Annotated in this window: 21 protein-coding genes; all 21 read right to left on the bottom strand. The window is 54.6% G+C overall.

The window, feature by feature from the left end; genetic code table 11:
* Entirely contained in the window at nucleotides 1-177 is a 177-nt protein-coding gene (gene rpmD, locus ACTJKS_RS06290; RefSeq protein ID WP_003176408.1) for a 50S ribosomal protein L30, read from the bottom strand.
* A 2-nt stretch (nucleotides 178-179) separates the two neighbouring features.
* Nucleotides 180-680 carry a 30S ribosomal protein S5 gene (rpsE, locus tag ACTJKS_RS06295; RefSeq protein WP_003176409.1) on the bottom strand — a complete coding sequence of 167 codons (501 nt, stop codon included), beginning with the start codon at nucleotides 678-680 and terminating at the stop codon, nucleotides 180-182.
* Between the two features lie 3 nt (nucleotides 681-683).
* Entirely contained in the window at nucleotides 684-1034 is a 351-nt protein-coding gene (rplR, locus tag ACTJKS_RS06300; RefSeq protein ID WP_003186037.1) for a 50S ribosomal protein L18, read from the bottom strand.
* A gap of 10 nt (nucleotides 1035-1044) precedes the next feature.
* Nucleotides 1045-1578: a 50S ribosomal protein L6 gene (gene rplF, locus ACTJKS_RS06305; RefSeq protein WP_007966176.1), complete on the bottom strand. Its 534-nt coding sequence runs from the start codon at nucleotides 1576-1578 to the stop codon at nucleotides 1045-1047.
* Nucleotides 1579-1590: 12 nt separating this feature from the next.
* Complete coding sequence (rpsH, locus tag ACTJKS_RS06310) at nucleotides 1591-1983, bottom strand: 30S ribosomal protein S8 (RefSeq protein WP_007966178.1); 393 nt, start codon at nucleotides 1981-1983, stop codon at nucleotides 1591-1593.
* A gap of 209 nt (nucleotides 1984-2192) precedes the next feature.
* Nucleotides 2193-2498: a 30S ribosomal protein S14 gene (rpsN, locus tag ACTJKS_RS06315; RefSeq protein WP_007955639.1), complete on the bottom strand. Its 306-nt coding sequence runs from the start codon at nucleotides 2496-2498 to the stop codon at nucleotides 2193-2195.
* Nucleotides 2499-2511: 13 nt separating this feature from the next.
* Complete coding sequence (gene rplE, locus ACTJKS_RS06320; RefSeq protein ID WP_003210069.1) at nucleotides 2512-3051, bottom strand: 50S ribosomal protein L5; 540 nt, start codon at nucleotides 3049-3051, stop codon at nucleotides 2512-2514.
* 20 nt (nucleotides 3052-3071) lie between these two features.
* Complete coding sequence (rplX, locus tag ACTJKS_RS06325) at nucleotides 3072-3386, bottom strand: 50S ribosomal protein L24 (RefSeq protein ID WP_003186046.1); 315 nt, start codon at nucleotides 3384-3386, stop codon at nucleotides 3072-3074.
* A gap of 11 nt (nucleotides 3387-3397) precedes the next feature.
* Nucleotides 3398-3766, bottom strand: a complete 369-nt coding sequence (gene rplN / locus ACTJKS_RS06330) for a 50S ribosomal protein L14 (protein WP_002555479.1) — start codon at nucleotides 3764-3766, stop codon at nucleotides 3398-3400.
* Nucleotides 3767-3789: 23 nt separating this feature from the next.
* Nucleotides 3790-4056, bottom strand: a complete 267-nt coding sequence (rpsQ, locus tag ACTJKS_RS06335) for a 30S ribosomal protein S17 (protein WP_003194644.1) — start codon at nucleotides 4054-4056, stop codon at nucleotides 3790-3792.
* A 2-nt stretch (nucleotides 4057-4058) separates the two neighbouring features.
* A complete protein-coding gene (gene rpmC / locus ACTJKS_RS06340) occupies nucleotides 4059-4250 on the bottom strand; it encodes a 50S ribosomal protein L29 (protein ID WP_002555481.1) in 192 nt (63 codons plus the stop codon).
* Nucleotides 4250-4663 (bottom strand): 50S ribosomal protein L16, encoded by a 414-nt coding sequence (rplP, locus tag ACTJKS_RS06345; protein WP_003228729.1) that lies wholly within the window; start codon nucleotides 4661-4663, stop codon nucleotides 4250-4252. The genes rpmC and rplP overlap by 1 nt, the downstream gene beginning before the upstream one ends.
* A gap of 12 nt (nucleotides 4664-4675) precedes the next feature.
* On the bottom strand, nucleotides 4676-5362 hold the full coding sequence (gene rpsC / locus ACTJKS_RS06350; protein ID WP_003176422.1) for a 30S ribosomal protein S3: 687 nt from the start codon (nucleotides 5360-5362) through the stop codon (nucleotides 4676-4678).
* Nucleotides 5363-5375: 13 nt separating this feature from the next.
* Nucleotides 5376-5708, bottom strand: coding sequence for a 50S ribosomal protein L22 (rplV, locus tag ACTJKS_RS06355; RefSeq protein WP_003103908.1), 333 nt, complete (start codon nucleotides 5706-5708; stop codon nucleotides 5376-5378).
* Between the two features lie 11 nt (nucleotides 5709-5719).
* Entirely contained in the window at nucleotides 5720-5995 is a 276-nt protein-coding gene (rpsS, locus tag ACTJKS_RS06360) for a 30S ribosomal protein S19 (protein WP_003228731.1), read from the bottom strand.
* Nucleotides 5996-6011: 16 nt separating this feature from the next.
* Nucleotides 6012-6836 carry a 50S ribosomal protein L2 gene (gene rplB / locus ACTJKS_RS06365; RefSeq protein WP_003228734.1) on the bottom strand — a complete coding sequence of 275 codons (825 nt, stop codon included), beginning with the start codon at nucleotides 6834-6836 and terminating at the stop codon, nucleotides 6012-6014.
* A 14-nt stretch (nucleotides 6837-6850) separates the two neighbouring features.
* Complete coding sequence (gene rplW, locus ACTJKS_RS06370; protein ID WP_002555488.1) at nucleotides 6851-7150, bottom strand: 50S ribosomal protein L23; 300 nt, start codon at nucleotides 7148-7150, stop codon at nucleotides 6851-6853.
* The gene (gene rplD, locus ACTJKS_RS06375; protein WP_003228735.1) at nucleotides 7147-7749 is read right to left on the bottom strand and encodes a 50S ribosomal protein L4; all 603 of its coding nucleotides are present in this window, start codon (nucleotides 7747-7749) and stop codon (nucleotides 7147-7149) included. Before rplD ends, rplW begins: the two co-directional genes overlap by 4 nt.
* A gap of 12 nt (nucleotides 7750-7761) precedes the next feature.
* A complete protein-coding gene (gene rplC / locus ACTJKS_RS06380; protein ID WP_003228738.1) occupies nucleotides 7762-8397 on the bottom strand; it encodes a 50S ribosomal protein L3 in 636 nt (211 codons plus the stop codon).
* Nucleotides 8398-8477: 80 nt separating this feature from the next.
* On the bottom strand, nucleotides 8478-8789 hold the full coding sequence (gene rpsJ, locus ACTJKS_RS06385) for a 30S ribosomal protein S10 (protein ID WP_003186070.1): 312 nt from the start codon (nucleotides 8787-8789) through the stop codon (nucleotides 8478-8480).
* 158 nt (nucleotides 8790-8947) lie between these two features.
* Nucleotides 8948-10012 (bottom strand): elongation factor Tu (gene tuf, locus ACTJKS_RS06390; RefSeq protein WP_440828804.1); only part of this gene is annotated, 1065 nt, incomplete at its 5' end.

Here is a 10012-nt window from a genome sequence, read left to right on the forward strand (position 1 = left end):
TTAACCCTCGACACGCAGCATGTAGTAAGCCTTGTTGATCATCCCGCGATTCTCGGGAGTATCCTGGACTTCTACAGTGTGACCGATGCGACGCAGACCCAGACCCTTAACGCACAGTTTGTGGTTAGGGATGCGGCCGGTCATGCTTTTGATCAGCGTAACTTTAACGGTAGCCATGATCAGAAGATCTCCTTGACAGTCAGGCCACGCTTGGCAGCAATGGACTCAGGAGATTGCATAGCCTTCAGACCCTTGAAAGTGGCGTGAACCACGTTTACCGGGTTAGTCGAGCCGTAGCACTTGGCCAGAACGTTCTGAACGCCAGCAACTTCGAGGACAGCACGCATAGCGCCGCCAGCGATGATACCGGTACCTTCAGAAGCAGGCTGCATGTACACCTTCGAAGCGCCGTGAGCGGACTTCATTGCGTACTGCAGGGTGGTGCCGTTCAGGTCAACTTGAATCATGTTGCGGCGAGCAGCTTCCATTGCCTTCTGGATCGCAGCAGGCACTTCACGCGACTTGCCACGGCCGAAGCCAACACGCCCTTTACCATCACCAACCACGGTCAACGCGGTGAAAGTGAAGATACGGCCGCCTTTAACGGTTTTGGCTACGCGGTTAACTTGAACCAGCTTCTCGATGTAGCCTTCGTCGCGCTTTTGGTCGTTATTTGACATAACTTAGAACTCCAGCCCAGCTTCACGAGCAGCATCAGCCAGCGCTTTAACGCGGCCATGGTACTTGAAGCCAGAGCGGTCGAAAGCCACTTGCGAGACGCCAGCGGCCTTAGCACGCGTAGCGACCAGCTGGCCAACCTTTGTGGCCGCGTCGATGTTGCCAGTGGCGCCATCACGCAGTTCTTTATCCAAAGTCGAGGCACTTGCCAGGACTTTGTTGCCGTCGGCCGAGATGACCTGGGCGTAGATGTGCTGCGACGAGCGGAACACGCAGAGACGCACGACTTCGAGTTCGTGCATTTTCAGGCGTGCTTTGCGAGCGCGACGCAGTCGAGTAACTTTTTTGTCGGTCATTTGCTATGCCCTACTTCTTCTTGGCTTCTTTACGACGGACGACTTCGTCCGCGTAGCGCACACCTTTGCCTTTGTACGGCTCTGGTGGACGGAAGTCGCGGATCTCAGCGGCCACTTGACCTACCAGCTGCTTGTCGATGCCCTTGATCAGGATATCGGTCTGGCTAGGAGTCTCAGCGGTGATGCCTTGCGGCAGTTCGTAATCCACTGGGTGCGAGAAGCCAAGAGCCAGGTTCAGCACCTGACCTTTTGCTTGCGCCTTGTAACCAACACCGACCAGCTGGAGCTTGCGCTCGAAGCCTTGGCTTACGCCTTGGACCATGTTGTTTACCAACGCACGCGTGGTACCGGCCATTGCGCGAGTCTGTTGATCGCCATTGCGAGCAGCGAAACGCAGCTCACCAGCTTCTTCAACGATCTCAACGGACGAATGGATGTTCAGTTCAAGAGTACCCTTGGCACCCTTCACCGAAAGCTGTTGGCCTGCGAATTTGACTTCGACACCGGCTGGCAGCTTAACGGGGTTCTTAGCGACGCGAGACATGCTTATCCCCCCTTAGAACACAGTGCAAAGAACTTCGCCGCCGACACCGGCAGCGCGCGCAGCACGATCCGTCATCACACCTTTGTTGGTGGAGACGATAGACACGCCAAGACCGCCACGAACTTTCGGCAGATCTTCAACGGACTTGTACTGACGCAGGCCTGGACGACTAACGCGCTTGACTTCCTCGATGACCGGACGGCCTTCGAAGTATTTCAGCGAGATGGACAACGACGGCTTAGCGTCGGTGGTGATCTGAAAATCCGCGATGTAACCTTCGTCCTTCAGGACTTTTGCTACAGCCACCTTCAACGTGGAAGACGGCATGCTTACGACAGACTTTTCAGCCATCTGGGCATTACGGATTCGAGTTAGCATGTCCGCTAACGGGTCCTGCATACTCATGGGCTAGACGCTCCTAATACAGAAAAATTAGCCTTGCGGCTACTACTTGTCGCCGAGAAATTCCGGGCACGAAAAACACGGGCTCAGGCGAGCCGGTCATTCTAGACACACCCCAGAAATGAATCAAGCCCCAAAAGGGGCTTGATTCAAATTCAAGGCCACCGATGGTCAGGTTCTTGCGACCCCGACCATCAAGGCTTTGACAGCGATTACCAGCTGGCTTTAACCAGACCTGGAACGTCACCGCGCATTGCCGCTTCACGCAGTTTGTTACGGCCCAGGCCGAACTTGCGGTAAACGCCGTGCGGACGACCAGTCAGGCGGCAACGGTTACGCATGCGCGAAGCGCTTGCGTCACGTGGTTGCTTCTGCAGAGCTACGGTCGCTTCCCAACGCGCTTCTGGACTTGCGTTCAGATCAACGATGATAGCTTTCAGCGCTGCACGCTTGACGGCGTACTTGGCAACAGTGAGCTGACGCTTCAGCTCACGGTTTTTCATGCTCTTCTTGGCCATTTTCCTACTCCAATCAGTTGCGGAACGGGAATTTGAAAGCACGCAGCAAAGCGCGGCCTTCATCATCGTTCTTGGCAGTGGTGGTCAGGGTAATGTCCAGACCGCGGAGAGCATCGATCTTGTCGTAGTCGATTTCCGGGAAAATGATCTGCTCTTTCACGCCCATGCTGTAGTTGCCACGACCATCGAAGGACTTGGCATTCAGGCCGCGGAAGTCGCGAACCCGAGGCAGGGAGATCGACAGCAGACGATCCAGGAACTCGTACATACGCTCACGGCGCAGAGTCACTTTGACGCCGATCGGCCATCCTTCACGGACTTTAAAGCCAGCGATGGATTTACGAGCGTAGGTCACAACGACTTTTTGGCCGGTGATCTTTTCCAGGTCAGCAACAGCGTGCTCGATGACTTTTTTGTCGCCGATCGCTTCGCCCAGACCCATGTTCAGGGTGATTTTGGTAACGCGCGGAACTTCCATCACGTTCGAAAGCTTAAGTTCTTCCTTAAGTTTCGGAGCGATTTCCTTCCGGTAAATCTCTTTTAGTCGTGCCATGGTCTTCTACCTAGCAGTGTTCAAGCATCAACCGCTTTTTGGGTCGACTTGAAGACACGAATTTTCTTACCGTCTTCTACTTTGAAACCAACGCGGTCAGCCTTGTTGGTTTCGCCGTTGAAGATGGCGACGTTGGAAGCGTGCAGTGGCGCTTCTTTCTCGACGATACCGCCCTGTACGCCCGACATCGGGTTAGGCTTGGTATGACGCTTGACCAGGTTCAGACCACCAACAACCAGACGGTTGTCAGCAAGAACCTTCAGCACCTTACCGCGCTTACCTTTGTCTTTGCCGGCGATCACGATGATCTCGTCGTCACGACGAATCTTTTGCATGTCGGATCTCCTTACAGCACTTCTGGGGCGAGCGAGACGATCTTCATGAACTTCTCAGTACGAAGTTCACGGGTCACTGGCCCAAAGATACGGGTGCCGATCGGCTCTTGCTTGTTGTTCAGAAGAACAGCAGCGTTGCCATCAAAGCGGATAATGGAGCCATCAGCACGACGTACGCCGTGACGAGTGCGGACTACAACAGCAGTCATCACTTGGCCTTTTTTCACTTTACCGCGAGGAATTGCTTCCTTCACGGTAACTTTGATGATGTCACCGATACCAGCGTAACGACGATGGGAGCCACCCAGCACCTTGATGCACATAACACGGCGAGCGCCGCTGTTATCGGCCACATCGAGCATGGATTGAGTCTGAATCATATAATTTCTCCGACCCCTAGCCCTTAGACTTCCACAGCGCGTTCGAGAACATCAACCAGCGCCCAAGACTTGGTCTTGGCCATCGGACGAGTTTCACGAATAGTGACTTTGTCGCCGATGTGGCACTGATTGGTTTCGTCGTGCGCGTGCAGCTTAGTCGAACGCTTAACGTATTTACCGTAGATCGGGTGCTTAACGCGACGCTCGATCAGAACGGTGATGGTTTTGTCCATCTTGTCGCTGACAACACGGCCAGTCAGCGTACGGACAGTTTTTTCGGCTTCAGCCATGATCACTTACCTGCCTGCTGGTTGAGCACAGTCTTCACGCGAGCGATGTCACGCTTAACTTGCGAGAGCAGATGAGACTGCCCCAACTGGCCAGTTGCTTTCTGCATGCGCAGATTGAACTGGTCGCGCAGCAAGCCGAGCAGTTGCTCGTTCAGCTGCTGTGCGGATTTTTCACGAAGTTCATTCGCTTTCATCACATCACCGTCCGTTTAACAAAGGAGGTGGCGAGCGGCAGCTTTGCAGCAGCCAGGGCGAAAGCCTCACGCGCCAGCTCTTCAGAAACACCCTCGATTTCATACAGGACTTTGCCTGGCTGAATCTGGGCAACCCAGTATTCCACGTTACCCTTACCTTTACCCATACGAACCTCGAGAGGCTTTTTGGAGATCGGCTTGTCCGGGAATACACGGATCCAGATCTTGCCGCCACGTTTTACGTGACGGGTCAGAGCACGACGCGCTGACTCGATCTGACGAGCGGTGAGACGACCACGAGCAACAGACTTCAGCGCGAACTCGCCGAAGCTGACTTTGCTACCGCGCAGTGCCAGACCACGGTTGTGGCCGGTCATCTGCTTGCGGAACTTCGTACGCTTAGGTTGCAACATTTGGCGTACCCCTTACTTAGCAGCTTTTTTACGAGGCGCTGGTGCTTGTGGCTTCAGCTCTTCTTGGCGACCACCAATTACTTCGCCTTTGAAGATCCAAACCTTTACACCGATCACACCGTAAGTGGTGTGAGCTTCGTAGTTGGCATAGTCGATGTCGGCACGCAGGGTGTGCAGTGGCACACGACCTTCGCGATACCATTCAGTACGTGCGATTTCAGCACCGCCGAGACGACCGCTCACTTGGATTTTGATGCCTTTGGCACCAATGCGCATGGCGTTCTGTACTGCGCGCTTCATAGCACGACGGAACATTACACGACGCTCCAGCTGCTGAGCTACGCTCTGCGCAACCAGCATACCGTCGAGCTCCGGCTTGCGGATCTCTTCGATATTGATGTGCACAGGCACACCCATTTGCTTGGTCAGGTCCTGACGCAGTTTCTCAACATCTTCACCCTTCTTCCCGATAACGATACCTGGACGAGCGGTGTGGATGGTGATGCGTGCAGTTTGAGCCGGACGATGGATATCGATACGGCTTACGGACGCGCTTTTTAGTTTGTCTTGGAGATACTCACGCACCTTCAGATCTGCGAACAAGTAGTCCGCATAAGTCCGACCGTCTGCGTACCAGACGGAGGTGTGCTCCTTGACGATTCCCAGGCGAATGCCAATGGGATGTACTTTCTGACCCATCTCTTCGACTCCGTTACTTGTCAGCAACCTTGACAGTGATATGGCAAGACCGCTTGACGATGCGATCAGCACGGCCTTTGGCACGTGGCATGATGCGCTTCAGCGAACGCCCTTCGTTGACGAAAACGGTGCTGACCTTCAGGTCATCAACGTCTGCGCCTTCGTTATGCTCGGCGTTGGCTACGGCCGACTCCAGCACTTTTTTCATGATCTCGGCGGCTTTCTTACTGCTGAAAGCCAACAGGTTGAGCGCTTCGCCCACCTTCTTCCCGCGGATCTGGTCGGCGACCAAGCGGGCTTTCTGGGCGGAGATTCGAGCGCCCGACAACTTAGCGGCTACTTCCATTTCCTTACCCCTTAACGCTTGGCTTTCTTGTCAGCCACGTGCCCACGATAAGTGCGGGTACCGGCGAACTCGCCCAGTTTATGGCCAACCATGTCTTCGTTCACGAGAACTGGGACGTGCTGACGGCCGTTGTGTACAGCAATGGTCAGACCGACCATTTGTGGCAGGATCATCGAACGACGCGACCAAGTCTTAATTGGTTTGCGATCGTTCTTTTCCGCCGCCACTTCGATCTTCTTCAGTAGGTGAAGATCAATAAAAGGACCTTTTTTCAGAGAACGTGGCACTGTCGTATCCCTCTATTTACTTGCGACGACGGACGATCATTTTGTCGGTACGCTTATTACCACGAGTCTTCGCGCCCTTAGTCGGGAAGCCCCATGGCGATACCGGATGACGACCACCAGAGGTACGACCTTCACCACCACCATGTGGGTGGTCAACCGGGTTCATGGCAACACCACGAACGGTTGGGCGAACGCCACGCCAGCGCTTGGCACCAGCTTTACCCAGCGAACGCAGGCTGTGCTCGGAGTTCGAGACTTCGCCCAGGGTCGCACGGCATTCAGCCAGGACTTTACGCATTTCACCGGAACGCAGACGCAGGGTAACGTACACGCCTTCACGAGCGATCAGCTGAGCCGAAGCACCAGCGGAACGAGCGATCTGTGCGCCTTTACCTGGCTTCAGTTCGATGCCGTGTACGGTAGAACCGACTGGAATGTTGCGCAGTTGCAGAGCATTGCCTGGCTTGATTGGAGCCAGAGCGCCTGCGATCAGCTGGTCGCCAGCACTCACGCCTTTAGGGGCGATAATGTAGCGACGCTCGCCGTCTGCGTAGCAGAGCAGTGCGATGTGAGCGGTACGGTTTGGATCGTATTCGATACGCTCGACAGTGGCGACGATGCCATCTTTGTCGTTGCGACGGAAATCGACCATACGGTAATGCTGCTTATGACCACCACCGATGTGACGAGTGGTAATACGGCCATTGTTGTTACGACCACCAGTCTTCGATTTTTTCTCGAGCAGCGGTGCGTGAGGAGCGCCTTTATGCAGCTCCTGGTTGACCACCTTGACCACAAAACGGCGGCCAGGGGAAGTCGGTTTGCATTTAACGATTGCCATGATGCACCCCTTCCTTACTCAGCACTGCTGCTGAAATCGAGATCTTGGCCTGGCTGAAGGGAGATAACTGCCTTCTTCCAGTCATTACGCTTGCCCAGACCGCGAGCAGTGCGCTTGCTCTTACCCAGAACGTTCAGGGTAGTGACGCGCTCTACTTTCACGCTGAACAGGCTTTCGACGGCCTTCTTGATTTCCAGCTTGGTTGCATCAGTAGCAACCTTGAAAACGAACTGGCCTTTCTTGTCTGCCAGAACCGTAGCCTTCTCGGAAACGTGCGGGCCAAGCAGAACTTTAAATACGCGTTCCTGGTTCATCCCAGCAGCTCCTCGAATTTCTTCACGGCCGACACGGTGATCAACACCTTGTCGTATGCGATCAGACTAACTGGATCGGAACCTTGCACGTCACGTACATCTACGTGTGGCAGGTTACGAGCAGCCAGGTACAGGTTCTGATCAACAGCGTCCGACACGATCAGAACGTCGGTCAGGCTCATGTTGTTCAGTTTGCCCAGCAGATCTTTGGTTTTCGGAGTTTCAACAGCGAAATCCTGAACCACGACCAGACGATCAGTACGCACCAGCTCAGCAAGGATGGAACGCATTGCTGCGCGATACATCTTCTTGTTCAGCTTCTGGGAGTGATCTTGTGGACGAGCTGCGAAAGTGGTACCGCCGCCACGCCAGATTGGGCTACGGATAGTACCGGCACGAGCACGGCCAGTACCTTTCTGACGCCATGGGCGCTTGCCGCCACCACGAACGTCGGAACGGGTCTTCTGCTGCTTGCTACCTTGACGGCCGCCGGCCATGTAGGCCACGACTGCTTGGTGAACCAGCGTCTCGTTGAATTCGCCGCCAAATGTCAGTTCGGAAACTTCGATCGCTTGAGCGTCATTTACATTTAATTGCATGTCAGCTTCCCCTTAACCGCGAGCCTTGGCTGCTGGACGTACAACCAGGTTGCCGCCAGTAGCGCCAGGAACAGCGCCCTTGACCAACAACAGATTGCGTTCAGCGTCCACGCGCACTACTTCCAGGGACTGCACGGTCACGCGCTCAGCGCCCATATGACCGGACATTTTTTTGCCCTTGAATACACGACCAGGAGTCTGGCACTGGCCGATAGAGCCTGGGACGCGGTGGGATACGGAGTTACCGTGGGTGTTATCTTGCCCGCGGAAATTCCAACGCTTGATCGTACCCTGGAAGCCTTTACCCTTGGACTGACCGGTTACATCAACCAGTTGACCAGCGGCGAAGATTTCAGCGTTGATCAGATCGCCAGCCTGGTACTCGCCTTCTTCAAGGCGGAATTCCATGGTGGTGCGACCAGCGGCAACGTTCGCTTTAGCGAAGTGGCCAGCCTGAGCTGCTGTTACACGCGAAGCGCGACGCTCGCCGACAGTGACTTGCACTGCACGATAGCCATCGGTCTCTTCAGTTTTGAACTGGGTGACGCGATTCGGCTCGATCTCAATGACCGTGACCGGAATGGAGACACCTTCTTCGGTGAAAATACGGGTCATACCGCATTTACGACCGACTACACCAATAGTCATGTTGTAAACCTCATGAGTGTACGGGGCTTTCACCCGCTATGGCCGCCCATTTCAGAGCGTTACACGACCAAGACCGAGTCTTAGCCGAGGCTGATCTGCACTTCCACACCGGCCGCAAGATCAAGCTTCATAAGTGCATCAACGGTTTTATCCGTTGGCTGGACGATGTCCAGAACGCGCTTATGAGTGCGGATTTCGTACTGGTCACGCGCGTCTTTGTTGACGTGCGGGGAAACCAGAACGGTGAACCGCTCTTTACGGGTAGGCAGTGGAATTGGACCACGCACTTGAGCACCAGTACGTTTCGCGGTTTCCACGATTTCCTGGGTTGATTGGTCGATCAGGCGATGGTCGAAAGCCTTCAACCTGATACGGATTTGCTGATTTTGCATTGGATTTCAGACTCCGGCTGCTATTCCCACCGGGCGCAATACGCCCGTTAAAAGGAGGCGCAATTCTATAGACGCCCCAGATAGGTGTCAACCCAATAAAAAAGCCCCCGCTGAGCGGGGGCTTTTTCAATTCATCAAGCAGACTCTATAAAAGAGAATTACTCGATGATTTTAGCTACGACGCCAGCGCCGACGGTACGACCGCCTTCACGGATAGCGAAACGCAGACCGTCTTCCATCGCGATGGTTTTGATCAGGGTAACAGTCATCTGAATGTTGTCACCTGGCATTACCATTTCAACGCCTTCTGGCAGCTCGCAGTTACCAGTCACGTCAGTAGTACGGAAGTAGAACTGTGGACGGTAGCCTTTGAAGAACGGAGTGTGACGACCGCCTTCTTCCTTGCTCAGAACGTAAACTTCTGCAGTGAACTTGGTGTGCGGCTTAACCGAACCTGGCTTGACCAGAACCTGACCACGCTCAACGTCGTCACGCTTGGTACCACGCAGCAGAACGCCGCAGTTCTCACCAGCACGACCTTCGTCGAGCAGCTTGCGGAACATCTCAACACCGGTGCAGGTGGTGGTGGTGGTGTCACGCAGACCAACGATTTCCAGTGCATCTTGAACGCGAACGATACCGCGCTCGATACGACCAGTCACAACAGTACCGCGACCCGAGATCGAGAACACGTCTTCGATTGGCATCAGGAATGGCTTGTCGATCATACGAACTGGTTCTGGGATGTAGCTGTCCAGAGTTTCAACCAGCTTCTTGACGGCAGTGGTGCCCATCTCGTTGTCGTCTTTGCCTTCCAGCGCCATACGAGCCGAACCGATGATGATTGGAGTGTCATCGCCCGGGAAGTCGTAGGTGGACAGCAGGTCGCGAACTTCCATCTCAACCAGTTCCAGCAGCTCAGCGTCGTCTACCAGGTCAGCCTTGTTCAGGAAAACCACGATGTACGGAACGCCTACCTGACGGGACAGCAGGATGTGCTCACGGGTTTGTGGCATCGGACCATCAGCGGCCGAGCAAACCAGGATAGCGCCGTCCATTTGAGCAGCACCGGTGATCATGTTCTTCACATAGTCAGCGTGACCTGGGCAGTCAACGTGAGCGTAGTGACGAATGTTCGAGTTGTACTCAACGTGCGCGGTGTTGATGGTGATACCGCGAGCTTTTTCTTCTGGAGCGCTGTCGATCTTGTCGAATTCAACTAC

The sequence above is a fragment of the Pseudomonas sp. 22189 genome, assembly GCF_052045635.1.
In the GTDB taxonomy this organism is placed as follows: Bacteria; Pseudomonadota; Gammaproteobacteria; order Pseudomonadales; family Pseudomonadaceae; genus Aquipseudomonas; species Aquipseudomonas parakoreensis.

Bases quoted from the DNA above. Each gene is read 5' to 3' on its own strand.
- rplP (WP_003228729.1), bottom strand. From the start codon at position 4,663: ATGTTGCAACCTAAGCGTACGAAGTTCCGCAAGCAGATGACCGGCCAC.
- rpmD (WP_003176408.1), bottom strand. From the start codon at position 177: ATGGCTACCGTTAAAGTTACGCTGATCAAAAGCATGACCGGCCGCATC.
- rpsN (WP_007955639.1), bottom strand. From the start codon at position 2,498: ATGGCCAAGAAGAGCATGAAAAACCGTGAGCTGAAGCGTCAGCTCACT.
- rpmC (WP_002555481.1), bottom strand. From the start codon at position 4,250: ATGAAAGCGAATGAACTTCGTGAAAAATCCGCACAGCAGCTGAACGAG.
- rplX (WP_003186046.1), bottom strand. From the start codon at position 3,386: ATGCAAAAGATTCGTCGTGACGACGAGATCATCGTGATCGCCGGCAAA.
- rpsJ (WP_003186070.1), bottom strand. From the start codon at position 8,789: ATGCAAAATCAGCAAATCCGTATCAGGTTGAAGGCTTTCGACCATCGC.
- rpsH (WP_007966178.1), bottom strand. From the start codon at position 1,983: ATGAGTATGCAGGACCCGTTAGCGGACATGCTAACTCGAATCCGTAAT.
- rpsE (WP_003176409.1), bottom strand. From the start codon at position 680: ATGTCAAATAACGACCAAAAGCGCGACGAAGGCTACATCGAGAAGCTG.
- rpsQ (WP_003194644.1), bottom strand. From the start codon at position 4,056: ATGGCTGAAGCCGAAAAAACTGTCCGTACGCTGACTGGCCGTGTTGTC.
- rplN (WP_002555479.1), bottom strand. From the start codon at position 3,766: ATGATTCAGACTCAATCCATGCTCGATGTGGCCGATAACAGCGGCGCT.
- rplB (WP_003228734.1), bottom strand. From the start codon at position 6,836: ATGGCAATCGTTAAATGCAAACCGACTTCCCCTGGCCGCCGTTTTGTG.
- rplD (WP_003228735.1), bottom strand. From the start codon at position 7,749: ATGCAATTAAATGTAAATGACGCTCAAGCGATCGAAGTTTCCGAACTG.
- rplV (WP_003103908.1), bottom strand. From the start codon at position 5,708: ATGGAAGTAGCCGCTAAGTTGTCGGGCGCTCGAATCTCCGCCCAGAAA.
- rpsC (WP_003176422.1), bottom strand. From the start codon at position 5,362: ATGGGTCAGAAAGTACATCCCATTGGCATTCGCCTGGGAATCGTCAAG.
- rplR (WP_003186037.1), bottom strand. From the start codon at position 1,034: ATGACCGACAAAAAAGTTACTCGACTGCGTCGCGCTCGCAAAGCACGC.
- rplE (WP_003210069.1), bottom strand. From the start codon at position 3,051: ATGGCACGACTAAAAGAGATTTACCGGAAGGAAATCGCTCCGAAACTT.
- rplC (WP_003228738.1), bottom strand. From the start codon at position 8,397: ATGACTATTGGTGTAGTCGGTCGTAAATGCGGTATGACCCGTATTTTC.
- rplF (WP_007966176.1), bottom strand. From the start codon at position 1,578: ATGTCTCGCGTCGCTAAGAACCCCGTTAAGCTGCCAGCCGGTGTCGAA.
- rplW (WP_002555488.1), bottom strand. From the start codon at position 7,150: ATGAACCAGGAACGCGTATTTAAAGTTCTGCTTGGCCCGCACGTTTCC.